Source organism: Paenibacillus macerans (genome assembly GCF_050565405.1).
Classification (GTDB): Bacteria; Bacillota; Bacilli; order Paenibacillales; family Paenibacillaceae; genus Fontibacillus; species Fontibacillus macerans_B.
Genome location: NZ_JBNYYG010000001.1, coordinates 178,126 through 203,885 on the forward strand (window position 1 = coordinate 178,126; position 25,760 = coordinate 203,885).

Here is a 25,760-nt window from a genome sequence, read left to right on the forward strand (position 1 = left end):
AAGAGAGCCGGCAGCCGGAGCTGGAGTCTCGCCTCTCAAGGCTCAACGGACGAAGGAGTTGAAGGCCTTTTGCTGCTGTTTGATATCTTCGCGAAAGTCGTTATCCCCCTGTTTCTTCTCATTTGCGGCGGAACGGTACTTCACCGCAAATTCAAGCTCGATTTGCACACATTGGCCAAGCTGAACATCGCCTACCTGTTGCCGGCAACGATATTTATCAAGCTATATTCCGCCGATATTTCTCCCGGTTTGTTCAAGGAGATCGTTCTGTTTTTTGTCGTCTGCATGCTGGCGCTCTATTTGGTCTGCAAGCTCTCATCGAAGATCCTTCGCCATAACCGGGGAATGACGGTGGCATTTACCAACAGCGTCCTGTTCGACAACTCGGGTAATTACGCTATTCCGCTCAACCAGCTTGTATTCGGGGGCAATCCGTTGGCCTTGTCCATTCAGGTATTGATTATGTCCTTTCAAAGCTTTCTGACGTTCTCCTATGGGGTCATCGCGCTGCAATCGCTGGACGCGAAACGCTGGAAAGCTCTTTTGGGCTATTTTAAAATGCCGGTGTTCTATGCTCTGGTCTTGGGGCTGTTGTTTAACGCCATCGGCATCCGCCTTCCCGATATGATTTTCCGGCCGCTGGAGTATGTCTCCAATGCGCTTGTAGCCATCGCGCTGTTGACGCTGGGTGCCCAAATTGCCAATTTGCGCATGCAATCGATCCGCTTCCCCGTCATGCTGAGCCTGGTCTTGCGGCTGCTGATCAGTCCGGCCATTGCCCTTATGGTCATTGCTTTATTCGAACTGGACGGTCTGGCGGCGCAGACGCTGCTGGTTTCCTCCGGCATGCCTTCATCGGTCAACAGTGCGATTCTGGCGCAGGAGTACGACAATGAGTCTGAATTCGCATCCCAGGCCGTATTGTTCTCCACCTTGCTTAACGCCTTTACCATTACCGGATTGATTGCTTTGTCCCGGGTCCTCTACTGATCGTATTCGTTGGGCCAATGAACCCGGCGCAGCTCCCGGTTCATTTATTTAGGAAAAAGTTAAAATCGTGGTATCGCCTAAAGAACGTTCTATATCTAGATTCCCGGGATTGGATTACTGTTGTAAACAGAAAGCGATTTCAAATCAATATAGGGGGGCAGGAAAATGAGTCATTCCAAACCAGTCAGAAAAACCTTAACCATGCTGATGTCGGTCACGTTGGCAGGCAGTTTGCTTCTCGCGGGATGCAGCAGCGGCAACAGTAATGGGGAGGCTGCGGGACCCGGGAACAACGGAAGCGCGAAACCGGATGTAGTAACCGAAAATCCGGCGGCGTTTAAATTTGATCCTCCGGTTACCGTGCATGCCGCGACCCGTTACCAGCAGCAGAGCGAAACGGATTTCAAGCCGGGGGAAAGCGTTGAGGATAACCAGCACTTGCGTTGGATGAAGGAGAAGCTCGGCATCGACGTAAAATTTGATTTTATCGTCCCGACTTTAGAGGACTATACCACCAAGATGCGTTTGTTGCTCTCGGGAGGCAGCCCATTGCCGGATACCTTCATCGCCACGGTTGATCTTGCCACGGATATGATTAATGCCGGCAAGGCAATGCCGCTTAACGAGCTGATGGACAAATACAACTCTCCACAACTGAAAGAACTGTACGAGAACTATCCGGAAGTTCTGTATCCGGTTACAAGGGAAGGCAAAATCTACGGTATTCCGAATATGTTCGCGATGGACGAAGGCAGCGTCATGTGGATCAGGGAAGACTGGCTGCAGGCGGCGGGCAAGGAAGCGCCGAAGACGATCGATGAACTGGGCGAAGTTCTAAAGGCCTTTACGGAAAATGATCCGGATCAAAACGGCAAAAACGATACGTTTGGCATGGCCGTCTCTTTGAAAGACAGTCCGTTCAGTTGGATGTCTAGCGCGGATCCGATTGCCGGGGCTTACAGCGACTATATGCCATCCCTTACAAGCATTACCGAGTATTGGGTTGAGGACGAAAACGGCGAGCTGGCCTACAGCGCCATAAGACCGGAACAGAAGGACTTCTTGGCTAAACTGGCGGATTGGAACAAAAACGGTTATATCGATCCGGAAGCAGGCATCAAGGATCCTGCGAAAGCGGCTGAAATGGCGGCCTCCGGCAAGGCCGGCGTGATCTTCGGGCCGTATTGGATGGACGGGTATCCGCTCAAGGAAGTTAAGGGCTTCAAAGCCTATCCGCTTCCATCCGGACCGGACGGTCAGGTGGGGAGAGCGGAGAAACCGCTGGTCCACGACTACACGATGATCAGTAAGGACTTCGACCATCCCGAAGCGGTTCTCGGTTACATTAATAAGCTGTTCAGTCTTAATTTCGGCGAGTCGGATCCTTACTTCAGTGATGACTTTAAAAACGGATATCACGAAGGCTACGACTATGTGGTCCATGATGGCAAGGTAGTCCGGAACAATTATGATGCGGCCGGCGTTCCGCAGGACAAATGGCCGAATCCGAACGACCCTACCGTTTCCTACGGACCGTTCTTCCCGTTCAATGAAGCCCCGCTTGTCCCGTATTTGGGTGATGGTGCCTTCCAGAAGTTCGAGGAGAATCCCGATGCGGAGCCTGCCAATTTGATGGAAGCAAGCACCAAGGCCCTTACCGAGCGGCAGCTAAGCGCAGGCCTGGTCCGGGTCAGCCAGAATGACAGCGCGATCCTGAACAAATTTAACGGAGCTCCGACGGCGACGATGCAGTCCAAGGGAGAACTCCTGCTTAAACTGGCGAGGGAGAGTTATCTGAAAATTATCATGGGTGCGGAGCCGGTCGATTATTTTGATACCTTCGTTGAACAATGGAAGAAAAACGGCGGCGATCAGGTGACCAAAGAAGTCAACGATTGGTACAAGAGCGTTCAGTAATGAAACAAGGAGAGGGGATGCCCATGTCGGGAATTGAAATAAAAAGCGGCGGGTCGCGGTTAAAGCCGGAGGCCCGGACCCTCAAAAAGGCGGGGAGGTATCTCCGCAAAACATGGCCGCTTCATGTGCTGCTTCTTCCCGCAGTCCTTATCGTGATCATTTACAACTATGTGCCAATAGCGGGTGGGGTCATCGCCTTTCAGGATTACAAGCCCTGGCTCGGCATAGCCGCTTCTCCCTGGGTGGGCTTGGACAATTTCCGCTACTTGTTCAGTTACCCGGACGGCAAGCAGGTCATTATCAACACGTTGGCCATCGCTACGATGAAACTGACGCTTCATCTGATCATACCTGTCGTGTTTGCGCTGCTGCTGAACGAAATTCGCATCAGTTGGTATAAACGGACGGTTCAGACCCTGGTCTATCTCCCGCATTTTTTGTCCTGGGTCATTCTGGGGGGGATCTTCGTAGACGTCCTTTCGGTTCAAGGGGGGATCATCAATCAGTTTCTTGGCTTGTTTGGAGTGAAACCGATCTTTTTTCTGGCGGACGGGAACTGGTTTCGGGCAGTGGTCGTACTGTCCGATATCTGGAAGGATTTCGGTTTCTCCGCGATTATCTTTCTCGCTGCAATTTTAGGCATCGACCCTTCCTATTATGAGGCCGCGGAAATCGACGGAGCGAACCGCTGGCAGCAGATGCTGAAGATCACCTTGCCCTCGGTCGGACCGATTTTCATCGTGGTGGCGACCCTCTCGCTGGGCAGGGTGCTCGATGGAGGCTTTGACCAGATCTTCAATCTGTATAATCCGCTGGTCTATTCCAAGGGAGATATCATCGACACGTTCGTCTATCGCGTAGGGCTTCAAGGAACGCAGTACAGTTTCGCTTCGGCTGTCGGCCTGTTCAAATCCGTCATCGGTTTTATTCTGATCGTGATCAGTTACCGTTTGGCCTACAAATGGGCGGGGTACCGCATTTTCTAAACGGAATCTGCTGAGTCGAAACTGGAAAGGAGGGAGAAAACCATGAGGTACCGCTCTAGAAGTTATACCGTATTTTCCATATTGAACTATTTCTTCATCGGACTTCTCAGCCTTTTGTGCATTATGCCTCTCATTCACATCTTGGCGGTATCCCTTAGCTCAAAAGGGGCGGTTACCGCAAACGAAGTGACCTTCTGGCCGATCGGGTTTACCTTCGATGCGTATATGCAGACCATTGGCAACAAAAATTTTCTGCATGCGTTACAGATCGGTGTGCTTCGGACGGTGCTCGGAACTTTGATTTCCATGACCGTCATTACGATGGCGGCTTATTCGCTGTCGAGAACCGGTACTCGTTTTCGCGGAAGAAATATTTATGCTTGGTTCTTCGTGTTCGTCATGCTGTTTAACGCCGGCTTGATTCCAACTTATCTGGTCGTATCCAGGACGGGGCTGATGGATTCGCTTTGGGCTCTGGTGATTCCTAATGCCGTCAACGTTTGGAATATGATTCTGATGCTGAATTTTTTCCGTGGACTGCCTCAGGAGTTGGAAGAAGCGGCTTTAATCGACGGAGCGGGACATTTTCGGACATTATTCTCTATCTTCATTCCTGTCTCCATGCCCGCGATGGCTACGATGACGTTGTTCACGATGGTGTTTCATTGGAACTCATGGTTTGACGGCATCATTTATTTGTCCAAGATGAACGATTACCCTTTGGCCAGTTTCCTGCACACGATACTGGTTCAAGAGAACTTCAGCCAGGTTGGTTTAGACTTGGGCAAAGTCCAGCAGATCTCGAACAGGACCGTCAAGGCGTCGCAAATTTTCATCGGCGCGATTCCGATTCTGCTGGTGTACCCGGTTCTGCAAAAGTATTTCGTAAAGGGATTGGTCCTTGGCTCCGTCAAAGGGTAACGCGAAGCAGCCCGAAAAGAAACCTCCTTTCGGCGAATGTTTATCCTATATAATTGAGGGTAGCAATGAAATCCGCCGAGAAGAGGATGGTACGCATCATATGCTGGGTAAATTGACGATTTTCTCTAAAATTCTGATTATCATCATTCTGTTGATTGTTCCCATTGCATTGCTTCACACCGCTTCGGTTAAGGTAAGCAACCGGGTGGTTGAGGATGAGATCATTTCTTCCAACATTAACCGCCAGTCTTTCTTCTTGAGGCAACTGGAGAGCGTCAATGAACAAATTTGGAGTGCGGCGTTCCTTACGATGCAGGATCCGAATGCGATTCGCCTGCAGCTGGACTCTATCCGAGACTTGACCTATGAAGCGTTGTCCACTAGGCAAGAGTTGGGGGATCGCCTCAAACAAACCAGCAATTCTTTGGCCTGGACGAACGAGATGACGATCTATTCCCCGGTGACCGGTGCATTTGTAACGACGAGTGCGAGAAGCAATTATGAGCGCAGCGATTTTGAACATCTGAATTATACCTGGACCTACCGGCGTTTAAACCTGCGGGGTATCGAGCAGTATTACTTTACCCGGGAATTGACGAAACCGTTTACAGTAAGCGGTCATCTTGAAGATGGCACGGGGTTGATTTTACAAATGGCCGTCCCGGCGAACAACTTTGCGGTGTTGCTGGATCAGCTCAAGCAGGGAAGCTCCGGGGAACCTTTGCTTTATCATCAAGGGTACGGTCCGATTGCGAGCAATGAATCCGAACCTGCCCGAGTGGAGCGATTTGCCGAAGTGCTTGATGGGCGGTCCCTATCCGATTCGGGACATGAGATCGTCAAGGTCGACGGCGAGAATCAATTGCTGATCTATGAGAAATCTGAATCGTTAGGCTGGTATCTGGTGGATTTCATTCCGCTGGAAGCAATTATGTCGCCGATTCACAAGACGATGATCCTGTTTTATTTGGCAACGATTCTGCTGCTGTTCATCGGCATTGCCCTGGCGGCTTTGATCTACCAAAACGTGCAGCGCCCCATTACCCAGCTTATTCAAGGAATCCGCCGGGTTCGCAGGGGGGAGTATTCTTTCCGTCCGCCGAGCAGGATCAAGCAGTATGAATTTCAATTCCTGTTTTCCCAGTTCCATTCGATGTCGGCAGAAATTCGGGAGTTGATCGAAAAGGTATACTTTGAGCAGATCAAGGTAAAGGAGGCGACGCTGAAACAGCTGCAGTCCCAAATTAACCCTCATTTTCTATATAACAATTTCGCCTTTATCCAAAGCATGGCGCAGATGGACAACAAGGGAGCGATCATTGCCTTTACTCAGCATCTGGGCAGGTACTACCGTTATACCACGCGGACGGAGCAGAGGGACGTCGAGCTGGGCGAAGAATTGACCCTGGTCAGAGACTATTTGGAAATCATGAAAATGCAAAAGGGTAACCTCGAATACGACATGGATATTCCCGAAGATATCCTTCAGGTGAGGACCCCTCGGCTTCTCGTTCAGCCCCTAGTGGAAAACGCGATCGTCCATGGCATTGAGAACAGGCTGGGGGGAGGGAAGATCCGCATCGGCGGATTTCGCTCTGACGGCGTTTATGTCATAACGGTGGAGGATAACGGTAAAGGCGTCAAGAAAGAGGAACTGGCCGCATTGTACAACAGCCTGAACGATAACGAAGGCAAGGAAAACGGTTGGGGCATCCGAAACGTTCACCAAAGGCTGGTTCATTTTTATGGGGGACAATCTGGACTTACGTTTACGGAGAGCGCGTTGGGTGGTTTGTGCGTGAGGATGCGGATTGATTTGATAGAAATGCTGCCGGCAGCTGGCGACAACTAGGAGGTGGAGGCATGTTTCAGATTCTTGTGGTCGACGATCATCCTCATCAGGTGGACAGTATTATCCGGCTAATCGAGGATAGCGCATTGCCTTGCGGGAAAGTTCATGGCGCCTATTCAGCACGGGAATCGATGGATTTGCTTGATAAACATCCCATTGACGTGGTGATTACGGATATACGAATGCCTGAGATAAGCGGGATTGAACTGATCGAACATATCCGCAGAACATCCAGTTCAATTCGCTGCATCTTGTTGTCCGGCTTCGCCGAATTTGAATACGCCCAGAAAGCGCTGCAGCTTCAGACATCCAAATATTTGATGAAACCCGTGGATTCAGACGAATTGGTGGAAACGTTGGAGAAGCTGTTCGCGGATATCGAGAGGGAACGGGAAGAAGACCGTTCCTACCAGAAAATGCTGTATACGCTTCGCGAGAACTTGCCGATCTTGCGCGAGCAGTTGCTGCGGGATCTGCTTAGAGGAATGATGATACCGCGGGAGGAACTGGTTCACAAGCTGGCTGCATACGAGATTCCCATGGATTACGGGGATTCCTTTATGACTGCGGTGCTTCAAATGGAAGATGATCTTGCGGGGTATACCGAATACGATACATCGCTGATCATTTACGCCGTGACCAAGATGGCGGAGGAGTTGCTCGCCGGACATTTCTGTCTCTGGTACACCCGTTGGGGAAGCCGACAGGTGGTATTTCTGATCAAACCGCGGGAGGACGAGGTTTCCGAATCGGGCTTCACCCGTTTGGAGAACGAAGCGAAAGAACTGCAGCGGCAGGTCTACAAGATTCTCAAACACATCGTCTCCATCGGCATCGTAAAACAAAATGCCGTTTTTCCTGCGGAGCTGCTCCAGGTTTATGAAAAAACCCGTATGGTGATCGGAAACCATGACGGAAAAATCGCCAGCTTCTTTGCGGCGGTCACGGAAACGGAGTTTAAGGCGCCTGCCGGCTCCATCGCTTCCTTGCATCAAGCGCCAACGTTCATGCAACTGCTGGAAACGGACCGATGGACCCTTGCCGGTGAGAAGCTGAATGAGATTTTCACCGAACTTGAAGCCAAATCGGGCGTATCGGATGAGTACCTTCAAGAGGCGTTTTATATCATCGCCGGGTCGTTTCATTTTGTCGCCCACCAGCATGGACACCGGCTAAGCTCGCTGATCGGCGAACTGAATGTTGGCCTGCTGAGAGGCCATATTCAACAGGATTTAAAGACCTTTAAGTCATGGGCGTTCCGCTCGCTCGACAAAATGGCCTCGTATCTCGGGAAAAAACAGCAGGAGGGGTCCCTGTCGCTCGTCCATCGCATTCGGCAGTACGTAGCCTCGCATTTGGACTGCGACCTGTCCTTGCAGGCGATATCCGATGCAGTGGGACTGCATCCCGCCTATTTGTCCAAAGTGTACAAGGAGCAAACGGGCGAGAATTTAAGCGACTATATTCTCAAATATAGGATGGAACAGGCCGTCGGTTATTTGAAGCAAACGGACTGCAGAATCTACGAGGTGGCGGCCATGGTCGGATATCTAACGCCGCACTATTTTATTAAACAATTCAAGAAGTATTACGGCATAACTCCCCAGCATTACCGGGATGCCCTGAAGATAGACGGCCATGAAGACAACGGATTGGCATGCTGTTAGGCAAACAACATTCAATGGAAAAAGGGGACCGATACGATGACACAAGTTCAAAATAATCAAGAAGGCATGAAAGTGCAGGACGACCGTAACGAAATTTTGGAGCTTTACAAGGATTTGCGGGTAACCGATGTTAGGGACGGGTTGGACTGGATCGGCTATCACCATTACGGCAGCGTTCATCACAGCATCCGTCCGCTGTGGCGCACCAAGGTAGTCGGGATCGCCCACACCTCGCGGTATCTTCCTTTTGAAGGCCCGGTTCCGAAGCTTACGCCGGAGGAATATACCGCTTGGTCGGGGATGTACTACAATGAAATTTGCCATGACCCGTGGCACGGAAGCATTCAGCCGGGTGATTTCATGGTATTCGACGTTTGCGGACTCGACGTGGGGTTGCTTGGCTCCAACAATACGCTCGCGGCATACTCCAAAGGGGTCGTAGGCTTCTTGACCAACGGAGGCGGGATTCGGGATACCGATGAAGTCATTTTGCAGAAAATTCCGGTATGGTCGCAGTTTATTTCCCAAGGCATGGATCAGTGCCGCATCCGGTTCTATGAGGAGAACGTGCCCGTGGCTATCGGCGGAGTAGCCGTTTATTCTGGTGATATAGTCGTGGCCGACGGAGACGGCGTGGTAATTGTCCCTCGCAAGGTAGCGCGCGATGTGGCCAAATACGCCCATCAAGAGCTTCGCGGAGACAAGGCGTCGCGACGGGCCATGTACGAGAAGCTGGGCTGGGAGCTGGATGAAACGGTACTCTGAACTATCGGAGGGGAGAGACTGAGGTGAAATTCACAAACGGATTTTGGGACAACAAAAAAGGCTTCAAAGTATTGAATCCCATGGATGTCAGGGATATTGAGCGGGAGGACGGCAAGGTTCGCCTGCATGCCGCCTGCCGTCAAATTCGTCACAAGGGAGATACATTGAACGGACCGATGTTGACGGCGGAATTCTCCTCCCCGATGCCGGATGTGATTCGCGTTCAGTGGACGCACTATGCCGGGAAGAGGGCTAGGGGGCCGAAGCCCGAGTGGGCTGCGGCAAACGAAGGAACCGCCGTTTTCGGAGAAGACGAGCATACCTTGACCCTGACCAGCGGAGGCCTGCAGGTCGCCGTTAACAAGGCCGGGATATGGGGAACCGAATTTTCCTATGCCGGAAGGAAGCTTACCGGAACGTATTCCCGGGGAACCGGCCACATTACGACCAATGAAGGAGAGATTTATTTCCGCGAACAGCTGGATCTTGGTGTGGGAGAGCACATCTACGGCTTGGGTGAACGCTTTACGCATTTCGTCAAGAACGGCCAGGAAGTGGATATCTGGAATTTGGACGGGGGAACCGGGAGCAAGCAGGCGTATAAAAATATCCCCTTTTATTTGTCCAGCAACGGTTACGGTGTGTTCGTGAATGAGCCGGGGTATGTTTCTTTTGAAGTGGGCTCTGAGCTGGTGACGAAGGTTCAATTCAGCGTTCCGGGCGAAGAACTGGATTATTACGTGATCGGCGGACGTAATCTCAAGGAAATTCTGCGCAACTACACGGCGCTTACGGGGCGGCCGGCTCTGCCTCCCGCCTGGTCCTTCGGGCTTTGGCTGACTACGTCCTTCACGACGGATTATGATGAAGCGACGGTGAATCACTTCGTGGACGGGATGGCGGAGCGGGATATTCCGCTGCATGTCTTCCATTTCGATTGCTTCTGGATGCGGGAATACCGCTGGTGCGATTTCGAGTGGGATCCTGCCGTCTTTCCCGATCCCGAGGCGATGCTGACCCGCCTGAAGAACAAGGGACTGAAAATTTGCGTCTGGATCAATTCTTACATCGGCCAGAAGTCTCCGCTGTTCCAGGAGGGGATGGAACGCGGTTATCTCTTGAAGACCCCGGACGGGGATGTGTGGCAATGGGATATGTGGCAAGCCGGAATGGGACTCGTGGACTTTACCAAGCTCGAGGCGACCGAATGGTATAAAAATTACCTGCGGCGTCTTCTGGATATGGGTGTGGACTGCTTCAAGACCGATTTCGGTGAGCGGATCCCAACCGATGTCGCCTATTTTGACGGCTCGGATCCGGAGCGGATGCACAATTATTATACCTTCCTGTACAACAAGGCCGTATTTGAAGTGCTAAAGGAACGGCGAGGTGAGCGGGAGGCCGTAGTCTTCGCCCGTTCGGCTACGACGGGAAGCCAGCAATATCCGGTGCACTGGGGCGGCGATTCCTTTGCAAGTTATGGTTCCATGGCCGAATCCTTGCGAGGCGGGTTGTCGTTGGGATTGTCCGGCTTCGGATTCTGGAGCCATGATATCGGGGGGTTTGCTAGCAAGGCTACGCCGGATATGTATAAACGCTGGGTAGCCTTCGGTCTGCTCTCCTCTCACAGCAGGCTGCATGGGAACGACTCGTACCGGGTGCCTTGGCTGTTCGATGAAGAGGCGGTGGAAGTGCTTCGCGAATTTACGAAGCTGAAATGCACGTTGATGCCTTATTTGTACGCCTATGCGGCGGAAGCGGCGGAGACGGGCCTGCCGGTCATGCGTGCCATGGTATTGGAGTTTCCCGGGGACCGGAACTGCCATCCGCTGGATATGCAGTACATGCTTGGCGAAAGGCTGCTGGTGGCCCCGATCTTCAATGATGAAGGGCGTGCCGAATACTATGTGCCCGAAGGCAAATGGACGCATTATCTGTCCGGGAAGGTCGTGGAAGGCGGGCGCTGGTACCGGGAGATCTACGATTACCATTCGCTGCCGTTTCTCGTCCGGCCGAACAGTTTGATCGCCGTAGGGGCCGTAGAACGCAAACCGGACTACGATTATGCGGACGGTGTGACATTCCACCTCTTCGAACTGGAGGACGGATCCTCCGCAGAAGCGAAAATTTGGAGCACCGAAGGCGTTCTGCAGGGTCGGGTTGCCGCCAAGCGTACGGGAAACGTCATTGTATTTGAAGCTGAAGGGTTGGCCCGGCCTTACGGCATTCTCCTGCGGGGGATATCGGAGGTTGATGCGGTGGAAGGCTCCGCGGCGGCTGTGCAACACCCGCTAGGCGTCCTGCTATGTACCGACAGCTCCCGCTTGACGGTGGAACTGGCAGGATAAGTGAATTTTTACCGGCGATATTCCTTGATGACTGAGCATTTATAAGCTAAAGAGCTGCAACAACAGAGTTGCGGCTCTTTGCCTATAGAAGCTTGTACTGCTTGTATGGAATATTAGAGAGGTGGCGCTGCCGCTGTCGAAGGCGCTGGCACGGGGGCGACGCGGGCGGGTACGCGCAACGGTATGCCGACCAGATCAAATACGGCGTCATTATCGTATCCACGCTGCCGATCCTGGTGGTGCATCCGTTTATCCAAAAATATTTCGAGAAAGGCGTGATGATCGGATAGATCAAGGGATGAGGCGGGGCTTGGTCATAGAATTGTAGGAATGCCCGTGGAGGCTGGAAGCCTTCCGGGCATTTTTTTGCGAGTGGGGGGAGTCGCGAGCAGAAATAAGGGCAAAAAGGGCCTTATTTGCTAAGCGACACAGGCACAGGGCGGACTTCATGACGACAGCGTGGCGACTTCGTGCCCGGCGGACATTTTTTAATAAACCTAACCATTTCAATTAATCTAGCGGAAACAGTCAAAACCTATACTCTAATTGGGTTGAAAACAACAGAAATACATAAAGAACCCACAATAATCCACGGGGAGTGCGAAAAAACCATGAAATTCAGGTTAAAGAAGCAGTTAGCGCTTGGCCTTGTTCTGTCCTTGTTTGTTTTGATGCTTGCAGCTTGCGGTACGGGCGACAGCAAAGAAGCCGCCACCAACACAAGCGCCACCGCCCAGGCCGAGGAAATTTCGCTGGCCGATCTGGAAGCGAAAGCAAAGGAAGAAGGTTCCGTCGTCAGCGTCGGCATGCCGGATACGTGGGCGAACTGGAAAGATACGTGGGCGGACCTGCAAAGCAAGTATTCGCTGGCGCATACGGACACGGATATGTCGAGCGCCGACGAAATCGCCAAATTCGAAGCGGAGAAGGACAAGCCGACCGCGGACATCGGCGACGTGGGGATTGCCTTCGGCCCGGTAGCGGTGGACAAAGGCGTCACTCAACCGTACAAAACCTCGTATTGGGACGAGATTCCGGGTTGGGCCAAGGACAAGGACGGGCACTGGCTCGTAGGCTACCAAGGTTCCATTGCTTTCTTCACCAACACAGAGCTGGTCAAACAACCGCCGCAAAGCTGGGAAGACCTGAAGAACGGCGACTATAAAATCATCGTCGGCGACGTTACGAAAGCCGCCCAAGCGCAAATGGCCGTATTGGCCGCCGCCATCGCTTACGGCGGAGACGAAACGAACATCGAGCCGGGGATCGCGTACTTTGAGGATTTGGCCAAAAAGGGCCGCCTGTCCAGCGCCGAAGCTTCGCTGGCCAACATCGAGAAGGGCGAAGTGCAAGTCACCCTGTTCTGGGACTTCAACGCACTGAACTATCGGGATCAATTGGGAGGCGCGGATAAGTTTAACGTCGCCATTCCGAAGGAAGGCAGCGTCGTCAGCGGGTACGCCACGATCATCAACAAGTACGCGCCGCATCCGAATGCCGCCAAACTGACGCGCGAGTACATTTTAAGCGACGCGGGCCAAATCAACCTGGCGAAGGGATACGCCAGACCGATCCGCGAAAGCGTTCAGCTTCCTGAGGACGTAGCGGCCAAGCTGCTGCCTGCCGACGCTTATGCCAATGTGAAGCCGGTCGGCGATTACAAGGCCTGGGAAGAAACCACGAAGAAGCTGCCGCAGCTGTGGCAGGAGCGCGTCCTGGTGCACATGAACTAATCGGAATCTTGTCGGGTTCAACACGATTAAAGCGTTAAGTGGAGCGTCATCGTCTTGTACGAATGGCGCCCCTTTTTTCAAATAAAGGAGTGAGAGGCGTGAAGCGTAAATATCGCTGGTTTTTGCTCGGACTGGTTCCTTTCGTCGTGATGATCGCCCTGTTTCAACTGGTCCCGATCGTGTCGATGCTGACGGGAAGCATCAGCCAAGGGGACGGCGCCGGTTTGACGTTCGGGTATTATGCCCGGATTTTTCAAAGCGATTATTATCTCAAAGCCATCCAAAACAGCTTGCTGATCTCGGTGTTTTCGAGCGTGATCGGGATCGTCGTCGGGCTGGTGTGCGCTTATTCCGTGACGCGGTTCGCGCCGAAGATGCGGGACCGTCTGATCATGTTGTCCAATATGACCTCGAATTTCGCCGGCGTTCCGCTCGCCTTCGCATATATTATTCTGCTGGGCAGCAATGGGGTATTTACCTTGCTCTTTAAGCAGTGGGGCTGGGACGTGTTTGCCGGTTTCAATTTATACAGCTGGGCGGGGCTGGTTTTAGTGTATGTCTATTTTCAGGTCCCCCTGGCCTTATTGCTGCTGTACCCTTCCTTTTACGGAATTCGCGAGCAATGGAAGGAGGCGGCGTCGCTGCTGGGCGCAAGCACGTGGCAGTTCTGGAGAACGATCGGCATACCGGTGCTCTTGCCGGCCGTATTCGGCACGCTGGGGATTCTGTTCGCCAACGGCATGGGCGCTTACGCGACGGCCTATGCCCTGGTCGGAAGCAATTTCAATTTGCTGGCCGTGCGGATCGGGAACCTGGTCTCGGGCGACGTAATAAGCGAGCCGCAGCTCGGGAACGCGCTGGCGGTGATTATGGCCCTGTCGACGCTGCTGGCGGTATATCTGAATCACAAGATGACCCAGCGTTCGCATAAGTTCCAATCCGGCTCGGCGGCGCAAAAAGCCCGCAGCCGGCGGAAATGGCCCAAGCTGAAATCCCCGGCGCTGAAGGAGGAGTTGTAATGGACACGCCAAGCAAGAAAGCGGGCTGGGGACATCGTTCGCTCATGCTTTTGCTGATGGCCTATTTGCTGCTCCCCCTGCTGGCTACGTTGATTTACGCGTTCGCAAAGGAGTGGCAGGCTACCCTTCTGCCGGAGAGCTGGACGCTGGAATGGTTTAGCGGGATGTTCCAGGATGCGCGTTTTCTGGACGCGTTATGGAAGTCCCTGTACTTATGCGCGATCAGCATCGCACTCAGTCTTGTCGTGATGCTACCGGCCGTGTTCATCATCACGGTTTACCTGCCTAAGCTGGAGACGTTCATGAAGGGGATCGTCGTGCTCCCCTATGCCGTGCCCGGCGTCGTCGCCGCCGTCGGACTCATTCGCGCTTATTCCTCCGGCCCGATCAATATTTCGGGCACCGCCTATATCCTGATCGGCGCGTATTTCATCATTGTGTTGCCTTATATGTATCAGGGCATCCGCAACAGCCTGTTGACCGTATCGGCGGTGGAGCTGCTGAATGCGGCGGAGATGCTGGGCGCCAGCCGCATGAAGGCTTTCGTGACCGTGATTTTGCCGAACATCTGGCCCGGGGTGATGACCTCGACCTTGCTGTCTTTTTCCGTCTTGTTCGGCGAATTCGTCTTAACGAATATGCTGGTGGGGGGACATATTCAGACCATTCAGGTGTATCTGTCCCGCCGGATGAATGAAAGCGGGCATTTGGCCAGCGCGATCGCGATTTCCTATTTTCTGTTTATCCTGGCGTTGTCCATGGTCTTGATGAAGCTCGGCAAAAAAGTGAACAGGGGGATATCGGAATGAAACCATATCTGAAGCTGGAAGGGATCCGCAAGCAATTCGGGGATACGACGGTGCTGAACCGGGTGAATTTGGATATCCGCGAGGGGGAGCTCGTCACGCTGCTGGGGCCGTCCGGGTGCGGAAAAAGCACGCTGCTGCGCTGCATCGCCGGTCTGACGGAGCTGGATGACGGGCAGATTTGGCTCGACGACAAAGAGATTGCGAACCTGCCGCCCCGCAGCCGGGAGATCGGCATGGTGTTTCAATCGTATGCCTTGTTCCCCAACCTGACGGTGAGCGAGAACATCGCGTACGGCATGAAAATGAGGGGAGCCTCCAAGGAGGCTAGGCGTCAAAGGTCCGAGGAGTTGCTGGAGCTCATCGATCTCAGCGACAAGCGGGACGCGTATCCCCAGCATCTGTCGGGGGGCCAGCAGCAGCGCGTGGCGCTCGCCCGTTCCCTGGCCGTGCAGCCCAAGGTGCTCCTGTTGGATGAGCCGCTCAGCGCGCTCGACGCGAAAATCCGCAAAAACCTGCGGACCGAAATCCGCGAAATCCAGCGAAAATTCAACATGACCACCGTCTTCGTGACGCATGACCAGGAAGAGGCGTTAACCTTATCCGACCGGGTATGTCTGATGCATCAAGGGAACATCGTGCAGCAAGGGACGCCGGAGGAATTGTATTCCGCGCCGAAAACGGAGTTCGTCGCCCGGTTCATGGGCAGCTACAATGTGCTGTCCCGGGCCGAGGTGTTGCGGCTGTTCGGAAACGTACGCAGCGAAGCGGAGAGCTTCGCCGTTCGGCCGGAATCGCTGATCCTCGTCAGCGAAGACGGGGCCGAAGGGCAGGCGCTGTCCGGCAAACAAGTCGTGGAGGGAATCGTTCATTCGGCGTCCATTTTGGGCAACGTGATCCGTTATTCCATCGATGCTGCGGGCATTCGGCTGACGGTCGATGCGCTGAACGACGGACGATCCCTGCGAATAGGCGAGAACAGTCCGGTCAGCCTCGCTTTGGATCATGCACAGCTGCTGCAACTGGAGAAGGAAGGAGCTTAAAGACTTGTCGATTTCATCGGAGGAACGCAAACGGGTCATCATGGAGCATTTAAAACAGCAGGGCCAGGTGAAGGTGCCGGAGCTATCGCACTTGTTCACCGTTTCGGAGGAGACCGTTCGCCGCGATCTGGTTTTATTGGAGAAAGACGGCTTGGCCAAAAGGGTGTACGGCGGCGCCGTCCTGACCAAACTGACGAGCTACGAGCCGCCTTATCTGCAGCGCCAGATGGTAAAAGCGGAGGAAAAGGAACGAATTGGCCGCGCGGCGGCCGAACTGATCGAATCCGGCGATACGATCGCGATCGACATCGGCACGACGACGCTGGAGATGGCCAAAGCGATCGCCGGCCGGGAGCGGCTGACGATTCTGACGAACTCGCTAGCCGTGGCTTATCATTTGATGGAGTCGTTGAACAGCGGAAGGTTCTCGGGCAAAATTTTCGTCGTTGGCGGAGAACTGAATCCGGAGCAGCAGTCCATGTCGGGAACGATCGGCGAGAGCGTCATGTCGCAGTTTCGCGTCGACAAGGCGTTTATCTCCGTAGGGGGGATTTCCGTGGAACGGGGCATCAGCGATTACGATATCAACGAAACGGGGATGTCGCGCCGAATGATCGAAGCGGCGTATCGAACGATTGTGCTGGCCGACGAATCCAAGCTGGATAAGGAAGCCTTCGTGGAGATCACGCCGCTCGCCAAGATTCACGCGATCGTCAGCGATGCCGCTCCGCCGAAGGAATGGCTGCCAACGCTGCGCAATCATCATATCCAGTGGATCGAAGCGAAATAAAGGGGGAGAGTCGAATGTCAAAAGTAGAAGCAGAAGCCAAGAAGCTTGTCGCCGTTGTGCTGGACGGATTAAGATATGATGCCGCCCGCAAGTATCTGGGGTACATGGAGCATCTCGTTGAGCAAGGGGAAGTCTCCTGCTATCAGGTTCAATCGCAGTTGCCGAGCTTATCGCGTCCGCTCTATGAAGTCCTGCTGACCGGCACGCCGGTCGCGAGAAACGGCATCACGGCGAATCACATCGCCCGGTTAAGCCAGGAGCAAAGCGTGTTCCATCTCGCTGCCGGGGCCGGGTTAAGAACGGCTGCGGCCGCGTATCATTGGGTCAGCGAGCTGTATAACCGCGCTCCGTTTAACCCGATTACGGATCGTCATCAGCATGATGAGAGCAAGCCGATCCAACACGGTATTTTCTATTTCGAGGATCACTATCCGGATAGCCACCTGTTCATCGATGCCGAGCATTTGCGTACGGCGTATGACCCGCATTTTTTATACATCCACTCGATGAATATCGATGATATGGGCCACAAGCACGGCGGGGAAAGCAAACAATACGAAGGCGCCGTCCGCGCGGTCGACGGGATGCTGGCCACGTTGGTTCCGCTTTGGAGATCGCAGGGGTATGACGTGATCGTCACGTCCGACCATGGGATGAACGCGATGGGGCAGCACGGAGGGACGGAGCCGGAGGAACGGAGTGTCCCGCTTTATGTGTTTGGCGAATCGCCGATTCCATCTTCAACGCTCGAGGGTACGCAGGGATTGTCGCAGCTGCATCTTGCCCCGTTAATGTGCCATTGCCTGGGGATCCGGACTTCCGAGGCCATGGTGAAATGGGAGTAGACAAGGGGGAGTTGACGGTTGAAGGTTGATCTGCATTTTCATCTGGAGGAAGGCCCGTATTCATTGCGTTGGTTATCGCGCACTTTGCAAGGTTTGTCTTCGACGGAACCGGGACCGGATCGGGCGCTGGGCCATCATACATTGGAGCATGCCGAGGAAATGGCGAAGCTGCTGTCCCGGCGAATGCAGCAGGGGTGTTATAGCGAGGAATGGTTGGATCGCTATTTAACCCGAGGGCGCGAGCGGGGCATTCAAGAGTTTGGCGTCGTCGATCATCTATATCGTTTTCGGGAATGCAAGCCCTACTACGAAAAGCATATGCTGCTGGACGATAGCCCGGTGGGCAAGCTGCAGCGGACTTGGTTGGACCAGGTTTGCGTGGCATCGCTATCGGACTTCGTGGATTTCGTGACGGAAGCGAAGAAGACAAGGCCGCATTTGGCCCTCGGCATCGAGGCGGATTTCTTCCCCGGCGGCGAAGCGGAGCTTGGCGAATTGCTGGCGGAACAGGATTGGGATTACGTGATCGGATCGGTTCATTTCCTGGATGGCTGGGGCTTTGACAATCCCGAGGCGAAATATGGATTCAACGGGAGGGACCCCGTCCAAACGTATGCGGACTATTATGAATTGTTAAGGCAAGCCTGCGCCTCGGGTTTATTCCATATCATCGCTCACCCGGACAACCTGAAAGTGTTCGGCTTCCGGCCGGCCGACGAGAAGAAGCTGCTGCCGTATTACCGGAGCATCGCCAAGGAAATGGTACGGAGCGGCGTCATTACGGAGATCAACACCGGCCTCGCCTACCGATACCCCATTGCGGAGAGCTGTCCCAGCCCTTTGTTCCTCTCCGTATTGGCCGAATACGGGGTTCCGCTGACGTTGTCCTCGGACGCCCACTTTCCGGACGATATCGGAACGCTGTTGGACGCGGCCCTGGCCGACGCGATCGAACTGGGTTACACGGAGTTGGCGGTGTTTCGAAAAGGGGAGCGGCGGATGCTGCCGATTTTCGAGAAAAGCGCAGCGATCGAGCAATGAAGGCGAGATCCACGATTACGACGAAGATGTCCGGAGGCCGAAGGCCTTCCGGGCATTTTTGCGCAAGGGGGCGGCAAAATGTCCGGGGGAGGTGTAACCGAATCGGTAACGCAAACGTTCTCTTGATAGTGGAATTAGGAGAGAAAGGTTTGATGGGAACGTGAACTCCAACGGGGGAAGAACTCAGCCGGACCGGCCGGGTGAAACGGGGATCGGCCAAGGCGTCTTGCTTGCCGTGTTTTCTTTGATGTTTTGCGTATATGCCCTGGTTATGCTCAAAATCGTACTGTTCAAAACGATCCCGTTGGCGGAGGTTTTTCAGGCAAGGTTCTTACCCGTTAGAAGCGTGAATGCCGTTCCGCTGCGAACAATCATGGAGTATCTGACGAGCGACGGGATCGAGACGAGGCAGGTGCTTGCGAATATCGCCGGGAACATCGCGCTCTTCGTTCCTTCGGGCATGTTCGTCGCCTTCGCGGCAGGCCGGAAGCCGCTTCGCATTCAACTGCTTTGGCTGCTGGGCGCCTCGGTTTCGCTGGAAGCCCTCCAATTTATCCTGGCCTTGGGCAGCAGCGACGTCGATGATATTTTGTTGAACACGGCGGGAGGCGCGCTTGGGATCGGCGTTTACATGCGTCTTCGCAAGAAGACGCGCACCCGGAATCGCCTGCTGATCGGCATGATCATGGTGTATTCCCTGTTTGGGGTCAGCGGTATTTCCGCGATCGCGATGGTGGACTCCAGCTTGTTGCCCTTCAGCGGCTCCGGCGTCGAATACGTGGCTGAGAATGAAGCTGTCATGGACGGGTGGAAGGCGGCTGATGCTGACTTGCTCGGAGACTTGGCGGCCGTGGGAACAAACGAAATCACGGTTCGCCGGAACGCGAAGTACGTACAGATCGAGGGGAAGTCCACGGAGCTTGCGGCGGCGGCAGAAGGGGGGGACAAGGTGCGCCTGAATGCCGACACGAAAATCTTCGTCAGATCGATTCGATCCGAGGGCGGCCGGGTGATCACCCGGTACGAGGCGGGGACGAGATCGGACATTGAAGCGCTGCGCGCAGCGGGGCGTGACGCTCTGACGGTCAGGATCTGGATCTGGCTCTCCGGGGACGACCCCGGATTGGCGAAGGCCTTGCTCATAAGCAAGATAGAAGACTGACGGTCATCCTTGCATAAAAGCGTGCTTTTCCACCGAAACTGGTAGAAAAGCACGGGGAGCGTGTACGATGAAACAGGATTACGTGTTTACGGATTTGGACGACAAAGCGCACTTGATTCAAGAGATTCAACGTCTCGAGGAGAAGATCGAGCAGTCCGTCGGAGAAAAGGTCAACCTGATCGCCTATTCCGAGAAAAAAACGGATGGGGACAGCTAAGTAGAGCATGCGAATAGCTTTAGCTTTTTGGCGTATTTTTTGCCGATGGTATCGCCGTTGGTCAACGCCCCTTTTTAATAAGGGGGCGTTTTTATTTTTGCCATCCCCCGGCCCGCACGTATGAAACCAATTTTGCCGTTGTGTTGTATTATTAAGTAAATGAACGATCCGAAGGAGGGACGGGAGTGGGAATCTTGTCGAGGTTTCGGGATGTGATGCGGGCCAATATCTCCGGATTGCTGGAGCAATCGAAGGATCCGGCGGCGGCGCTTGACGAATACATGCGCCAAATGAGGCTGGATCTAGGGCAGGTGAAGGCGGAGACGACGGCGGTGCTGGCAGAGGAAGACCGGGCGAAGCGGACGCTGGAGGAATGCGCCGAGGAGGTTCGGAAGCTGCGGCGGTACGCCGAGAAAGCGGTGGAGTCGGGCGACGAGTCCGGAGCGCTGAAGTATTTGGAACGGAAGGCGAAGCAGGCGGACCGGCTGCAGGGGCTGCAAACGGCTTACGAGCAGGCGGCGGGTAATGCTTCGAAAATGAAGCAAATGCAGGATAAGCTCGTATCCGATCTGAACGAGCTGGAGGCGCGGCAAGCCGAGCTGAAGGGCAAGCTGGCGGAGGCCGCTTTTCGCAACCTGGAGGCCAAGGCCGACCAGGGGTTGAACGAAGCGCTGGCCCTAGCTGAGCTGCGGGCCGGAGCGCGGGAGGGCGATCTGGACGAATTGATCGCGGAGCTCGAGAAGGGCAACGATGCGCAGAAGGAGCCGGGTGCAGCCCCGGCGCTTACTCCTGAAGATGAACTCGCGGCGCTCAAAGCGAGGATAAACAAGCAAGAATCCTGAAATCTTATTTGGACGGATGGAGGTGAATGAATTGCCGGTTATTGAATACAAATGTCCGAGCTGCGGTAGCGGCATGGCGTTTGACAGTACGACGGGTACGCTGTCCTGCCCCGGCTGCGGCCGCAAGGACAATATCGAGCAAATTCCCGACCCGCTGAAGCAGCAGGTATTCGCGGAGGACGAGGTCCGGGAGTACCATTGCGAAAGCTGCGGCGCCGTTATCGTGACGGAACCGGAAACCAGCGCGACGACATGCAGCTTCTGCGGGTCCGCTGTGGTGCTCAGCGACCGCCTGACCGGAAAGTTGGCCCCGGCGAAGGTGATCCCCTTTGCCATTAGCAAGGAGGAAGCGATGGCCGCTTTCAAGAAGTGGTGCCGAAAAGGGTTGCTGACGCCCCGCGGCTTCATGACCGCGGACCGCATTAAGGGCATTACCGGAATGTACGTGCCGTTCTGGTTGTACGATTTGCTGAATAACATTGATATCCGCGGCCACGGTACGAAAGTGAGAAGCTACAGGAGAGGCGATTACCGATACACGGAAACGGATCATTTCGAGTTTTACCGGAGAATTCGACTCAATTATGTGCGGCTGCCGATTGATGCTTCTGCGAAAATGAACGATCAATTGATGGATAAGCTGGAGCCTTTTCCCTACGAAGAATTGAAAACGTTCAAGACGCCCTACCTAGCCGGATTCATCGCCGAAAAATACAACTATACCGGCGAGGAACTCACTCCCAGGGCCAGGGAAAAAACGATGCCTTATATCGAATCGTATATTTCCTCGACCGTTTCCGAGTACTCCACGGTGAGTTTTACCGACAACCAGATCGATGCGACCGTAAAGCGGGCCGATTACACAATGCTGCCGGTGTGGATGGTATATTACGATTACAAAGGAAAGCAGTACACTTTTGCCATGAACGGTCAGACGGGTAAAGTGGTCGGGAAGCCGCCGCTAAGCAAGGGGAAAATGGCGGCGTGGTTCGCCGGAGTTTCGGGAGTATCTTTCTTCGGACTCAAAATCTTCGCCTGGCTGTGGGGAGGCGGATTCTTATGAACAAGCGATCGCTGGCCCTGTCCATGGTACTGGTGCTGATCGCCTTAAGTTTACTCGCGCCGTTTACGGCTCGGGCGGAACAAACTGCGACCGACAAAAAACTGATCTATGACGAGGCTGATACCCTCTACTTGGAATATAACGAAGCTTTGAACGCTTTGTCCAATGAATACGGGGAAAAAAGGGAGACCGACTTCATCGTCTTTACTACCGACAATCCCGAAGACGAGGACGTCGTGAAGCTGACCGAGGATTTCTACGACGAGCGGGCTCCCGGTTACGACAAACCGCATGGCAATGCCGTCATCCTGACGTTGGATATGCGGAACCGTGATTTATATTTGGCGGGTTTCTATAAGGCCGAGGACTACCTTGATGACGGCCGGTTGGATAAGATTCGCAACAAGATCGCTCCGCTGCTGTCGGCGGGCGACTATAAGGGCGCTTTCGAAGAATACATACGCACGGCCTACCGGTATATGGGTTTCCGACCGGGGGTCAACCCGGATAGCATACTGTTCAATACCTGGTTCCAACTGGGGAGCGCACTGGTCTTTGGGGCTTTGGTTGTCGGCGGAATGACGTTCGGCACCGGAGGCAGGGTGACGGTCAACAGCCGCACCTACGAGGACTCGGCCAACTCCGGGATCATTTGGCGCGAAGACAACTACCTCCGCACGACCGTAACGAAAACGAAGATCGAGAGCAGCAGTTCAAGCGGGAGTAGCGGCGGAGGTGGTGGCGGAGGGGGCGGAACGACCGGCGGAGGACATTCGCATAGCGGCAGCCGGGGATCATTTTAACGGAAGGGGCAAGTCGAAGATGGGATTTTTCAGAAACCAATTTGCCAATGTCGTGGAGTGGGAAGAATTCCGGGACGACATGATTTTCTGGAAATGGAATAACCGCGAAATCAAAAAAGGGAGTAAGCTGATCATTCGCTCGGGTCAGGATGCCGTTTTCATCAACAACGGGAAGATCGAGGGGATTTTTAAAGATGAAGGCGAATTCAACATTGCATCGGAGATCGTGCCGTTCCTGTCCACGCTCAAAGGGTTCAAGTTCGGCTTCAACAGCGGCATGCGGGTCGAGGTCCTGTTCGTTAACACGAAGGAGTTTACGGTCCGGTGGGGCACGCAAAATCCGGTGCTGATCCCGACGCCTCAACTTCCGGGCGGCATGCCGATTCGCGCCAACGGCACGTTCAATTTCAAGGTGAACGACTACGTGACGTTGATCGATAAAGTCGCAGGGATCAAGCAAAGCTATTTCGTGGAGGACGTGAAACTCCGCATTACCTCTGTGCTGGACCAACTGCTGATGAAGTGGATCAGCCAAGAGGGCAAGGACATGTTCAACCTGCAGGCCAACGCCATAGATATCGCTCGGGGCATTAGGGAAGACCTGGATATGCAGGTGATGGACGACGGACTCGCGATCACGGGCTTCCAGGTCATGAGCTTCAGTTATCCTAAGGAAATCCAGGATATGATCACCAAGACAGCATCGCATGAAATGATCGGCAACCTGCCGAAATATCAGCAGGTCAGCATGACCGACGGCATCGCCTCGGGCAAAGTGCAGGGCGGTGGAGCGGCTTCGGACATGGCTGGCATGATAATGGGGATGAACCTAACCAAGGAGATGATGAAGAACCTGAACCCGGAGCAAGGTCAGGGCCGGCCTTTGCATCCAGGTCCGGGGGCGAACCAGCCTCCGCAGCCGGTGGCCGGGAACCACGCGGAGCCGTTCGTTCCGTCCGCTTCCGAAGGATCCAAACGGCCCAACTTCTGCCCGAACTGTGGCGCGAAGAACGAAGGCGCGAACTTCTGCCCGAATTGCGGGCAGAAGCTGGGCTGATCGGCGCGGGGGCTTCTCCGCGTCCGTGGGCACCAGGCGGCGTGCCTGCGGGCTCGTCTCCGCGGCTATATCCCGGCTAAGGTCCCGCTGCCGTATTCCTGCGGGTACCCCGCGATTGCGGTTCCGCGGCCGCGGCCTAAATGTGAAAAGGCTTCAGGCCTTTCCTCATCTAACAAGCAGAATAAATATGGATCTATTTGGCGCAATTAGGAACTCGTCCGAGCTATGCTCGGGCGGGTTTTTTGCGTTGCGAGTGAGTTAGACAAGTTCATAGAACGCGGAAGCCGTAGGTGGGGTGTAACACCGTAGCGCCGTAACGCCGGTACACCCAACACCGGTACACCGTAACACCGCAGCGCCGGTACACCCAACACCGGCACGCTGGTAGGGCTGCTCTAACGGACACCAGGGACGTTATCGGGGGCAAACGGGGGATTTTGAGACTTTAACGGACACCAGAAACGTTATTTTTGGCAAAAGCCCCCCCAAAACCGCTTTGGGAGCCGAATAAGGTCCGAGGAGTCCGTTACGTTGGGAAATGACCGGGAAATGAACGATTAAGGTCATTACGGTCCGTTACAGTCCGGTCCGTAACATACAGTTCGTAACAGTCCATTCCGGCACGATATCGGACGGCGGGCGAGGAGCGAACGTCAGCGAGTCAACGCGTAAACGCAGGAAGAGGTGCAGGGAACCGGCTTAGGGGAGACACAAAACGTAAAAAGCAAAACGTAAAACGTAAAACGCCAAAAAATGCCGCAAGAGTTACAACTATTGGAACAGGTGCAGGCGGCGCAAAATTACCAAATAGTTGAAAGACGAAAATATAGGAAGCATGGGGGGGCGATAGATACAAGGCGGGCTTAACTAATGTGTCAAAAAACATCACTCAGAATAAAAACTGATACGCATTACGTAAGATTAATGTAAAGATACATCACACAAATTAGTGAAAATCGAATCGATTTTCGTACAAAAGCTGAAATTACATAAAAAATTTGTAATATAAGTTGACACCAAAGTGAGCTGGTGCTACTATTTGAATAATCATTTAAATAGATAGTTAATTATTTTTAATTAAACAATTAATAAGCGTGGTGATGAGAATTGGCTTACATCAAGGTGAGTAATGTCAGTAAATGGTTCAGGCGGCGGGGTCAAGCGACCGAAGCGCTGCGGGACATCAACCTGGAGCTGGAGCAGGGCACGTTCGTCAGTCTCATCGGGCCAAGCGGCTGCGGTAAATCGACGCTGCTTCGCATCGTGGGGGGGCTGGCCAGCGTCGATCGCGGCGAGGTGACGATCGGCGGCCTGAGCCCGCTGGACGCGCAAAGCCGGAAGCAGTTCGGTTTCGTCCCTCAATCACCGGCCTTGTTTCCGTGGCGCACGGTGCTGGAAAACATGAATCTTCCGTTCGAGGTTAACGTGAAGGGGACCGCCGCCGTCAAGCTCGAGGAACGGGAGGATCCCGTACAACTGCTGCAATCCGTCGGACTCGGGGATTTTGCGAACGCTTATGCCAAGGAATTGTCCGGCGGGATGCAGCAAAGGGTAGGGATTGCACGGGCCTTTGGTTCGGGGGCGCCGATCCTTCTGATGGATGAGCCCTTTTCTGCGCTGGATGAGATCACGAGAGAGAGGATCAGTTATCAACTGCTGGATATCTGGGAGTCGCATCAGAAAACGGTGTTGTTTGTCACGCACAGCCTGAGAGAAGCCGTTTTGCTTTCCGACAAAGTCGTGGTGATGTCGGCAAGGCCGGGACAAGTGGCAACCACGATCGACATCCGGCTGCCCCGGCCAAGGCATGCTTCGATCGAGGACACCGAGGAATTCCATCAGTACGTTGCCGAGATTCGGAGTTATTTGCGGGATGAGTGGAAATCAAGTTGA

The 25,760-nt window shown here is 54.0% G+C and carries 22 protein-coding genes and 1 pseudogene; all 23 read left to right on the forward strand.

From position 1 onward, the window contains the following. Positions 1–69 precede the first annotated feature (69 nt). The 23 genes and pseudogenes from ACQ4N8_RS00755 (at position 70) to ACQ4N8_RS00865 (ending at position 25,760) form a co-directional block, all read left to right on the forward strand. The gene (locus tag ACQ4N8_RS00755; protein ID WP_430702397.1) at positions 70–990 is read left to right on the forward strand and encodes an AEC family transporter; all 921 of its coding nucleotides are present in this window, start codon (positions 70–72) and stop codon (positions 988–990) included. Between the two features lie 165 nt (positions 991–1,155). Continuing rightward, complete coding sequence (locus tag ACQ4N8_RS00760; protein WP_430702398.1) at positions 1,156–2,907, forward strand: extracellular solute-binding protein; 1,752 nt, start codon at positions 1,156–1,158, stop codon at positions 2,905–2,907. 23 nt (positions 2,908–2,930) lie between these two features. Further along, positions 2,931–3,893: an ABC transporter permease gene (locus ACQ4N8_RS00765; RefSeq protein WP_430702399.1), complete on the forward strand. Its 963-nt coding sequence runs from the start codon at positions 2,931–2,933 to the stop codon at positions 3,891–3,893. A gap of 42 nt (positions 3,894–3,935) precedes the next feature. After that, positions 3,936–4,814 (forward strand): carbohydrate ABC transporter permease, encoded by an 879-nt coding sequence (locus ACQ4N8_RS00770; protein ID WP_430702400.1) that lies wholly within the window; start codon positions 3,936–3,938, stop codon positions 4,812–4,814. Positions 4,815–4,914: 100 nt separating this feature from the next. After that, on the forward strand, positions 4,915–6,666 hold the full coding sequence (locus tag ACQ4N8_RS00775) for a sensor histidine kinase (protein ID WP_430702401.1): 1,752 nt from the start codon (positions 4,915–4,917) through the stop codon (positions 6,664–6,666). Positions 6,667–6,677: 11 nt separating this feature from the next. After that, positions 6,678–8,333, forward strand: coding sequence for a response regulator transcription factor (locus ACQ4N8_RS00780; RefSeq protein WP_430702402.1), 1,656 nt, complete (start codon positions 6,678–6,680; stop codon positions 8,331–8,333). A 36-nt stretch (positions 8,334–8,369) separates the two neighbouring features. Beyond that, a complete protein-coding gene (locus ACQ4N8_RS00785; protein ID WP_430702403.1) occupies positions 8,370–9,098 on the forward strand; it encodes an RraA family protein in 729 nt (242 codons plus the stop codon). A 23-nt stretch (positions 9,099–9,121) separates the two neighbouring features. Next, positions 9,122–11,446, forward strand: a complete 2,325-nt coding sequence (yicI, locus tag ACQ4N8_RS00790; RefSeq protein WP_430702404.1) for an alpha-xylosidase — start codon at positions 9,122–9,124, stop codon at positions 11,444–11,446. Between the two features lie 152 nt (positions 11,447–11,598). Beyond that, positions 11,599–11,736 (forward strand): annotated as a pseudogene (locus ACQ4N8_RS00795) (carbohydrate ABC transporter permease); the annotation flags it as partial. A gap of 321 nt (positions 11,737–12,057) precedes the next feature. Next, positions 12,058–13,179, forward strand: coding sequence for an ABC transporter substrate-binding protein (locus ACQ4N8_RS00800; protein ID WP_430702405.1), 1,122 nt, complete (start codon positions 12,058–12,060; stop codon positions 13,177–13,179). 98 nt (positions 13,180–13,277) lie between these two features. Continuing rightward, a complete protein-coding gene (locus tag ACQ4N8_RS00805; RefSeq protein WP_430702406.1) occupies positions 13,278–14,198 on the forward strand; it encodes an ABC transporter permease in 921 nt (306 codons plus the stop codon). After that, positions 14,198–15,007 carry an ABC transporter permease gene (locus ACQ4N8_RS00810; protein WP_430702407.1) on the forward strand — a complete coding sequence of 270 codons (810 nt, stop codon included), beginning with the start codon at positions 14,198–14,200 and terminating at the stop codon, positions 15,005–15,007. Before ACQ4N8_RS00805 ends, ACQ4N8_RS00810 begins: the two co-directional genes overlap by 1 nt. After that, entirely contained in the window at positions 15,004–16,047 is a 1,044-nt protein-coding gene (locus ACQ4N8_RS00815; RefSeq protein WP_430702408.1) for an ABC transporter ATP-binding protein, read from the forward strand. The genes ACQ4N8_RS00810 and ACQ4N8_RS00815 overlap by 4 nt, the downstream gene beginning before the upstream one ends. A gap of 4 nt (positions 16,048–16,051) precedes the next feature. Continuing rightward, positions 16,052–16,837, forward strand: a complete 786-nt coding sequence (locus ACQ4N8_RS00820) for a DeoR/GlpR family DNA-binding transcription regulator (RefSeq protein WP_430702409.1) — start codon at positions 16,052–16,054, stop codon at positions 16,835–16,837. Between the two features lie 14 nt (positions 16,838–16,851). Continuing rightward, positions 16,852–17,682, forward strand: a complete 831-nt coding sequence (locus tag ACQ4N8_RS00825) for an alkaline phosphatase family protein (protein ID WP_430702410.1) — start codon at positions 16,852–16,854, stop codon at positions 17,680–17,682. A gap of 18 nt (positions 17,683–17,700) precedes the next feature. After that, positions 17,701–18,723, forward strand: coding sequence for a PHP domain-containing protein (locus tag ACQ4N8_RS00830; RefSeq protein WP_430702411.1), 1,023 nt, complete (start codon positions 17,701–17,703; stop codon positions 18,721–18,723). Positions 18,724–18,883: 160 nt separating this feature from the next. Then, positions 18,884–19,885: a VanZ family protein gene (locus tag ACQ4N8_RS00835; RefSeq protein ID WP_430702412.1), complete on the forward strand. Its 1,002-nt coding sequence runs from the start codon at positions 18,884–18,886 to the stop codon at positions 19,883–19,885. Between the two features lie 67 nt (positions 19,886–19,952). Further along, positions 19,953–20,102, forward strand: coding sequence for a hypothetical protein (locus tag ACQ4N8_RS00840; RefSeq protein ID WP_430702413.1), 150 nt, complete (start codon positions 19,953–19,955; stop codon positions 20,100–20,102). A gap of 185 nt (positions 20,103–20,287) precedes the next feature. Further along, positions 20,288–20,944, forward strand: coding sequence for a PspA/IM30 family protein (locus ACQ4N8_RS00845; RefSeq protein ID WP_430702414.1), 657 nt, complete (start codon positions 20,288–20,290; stop codon positions 20,942–20,944). 31 nt (positions 20,945–20,975) lie between these two features. Continuing rightward, entirely contained in the window at positions 20,976–22,007 is a 1,032-nt protein-coding gene (locus ACQ4N8_RS00850) for a TFIIB-type zinc ribbon-containing protein (protein ID WP_430702415.1), read from the forward strand. Then, entirely contained in the window at positions 22,004–22,810 is an 807-nt protein-coding gene (locus ACQ4N8_RS00855; protein WP_430702416.1) for a TPM domain-containing protein, read from the forward strand. Before ACQ4N8_RS00850 ends, ACQ4N8_RS00855 begins: the two co-directional genes overlap by 4 nt. Before the next feature lie 19 nt (positions 22,811–22,829). Then, positions 22,830–23,867 carry an SPFH domain-containing protein gene (locus tag ACQ4N8_RS00860; protein ID WP_430702417.1) on the forward strand — a complete coding sequence of 346 codons (1,038 nt, stop codon included), beginning with the start codon at positions 22,830–22,832 and terminating at the stop codon, positions 23,865–23,867. A gap of 1,107 nt (positions 23,868–24,974) precedes the next feature. After that, the gene (locus tag ACQ4N8_RS00865; RefSeq protein ID WP_430702418.1) at positions 24,975–25,760 is read left to right on the forward strand and encodes an ABC transporter ATP-binding protein; all 786 of its coding nucleotides are present in this window, start codon (positions 24,975–24,977) and stop codon (positions 25,758–25,760) included.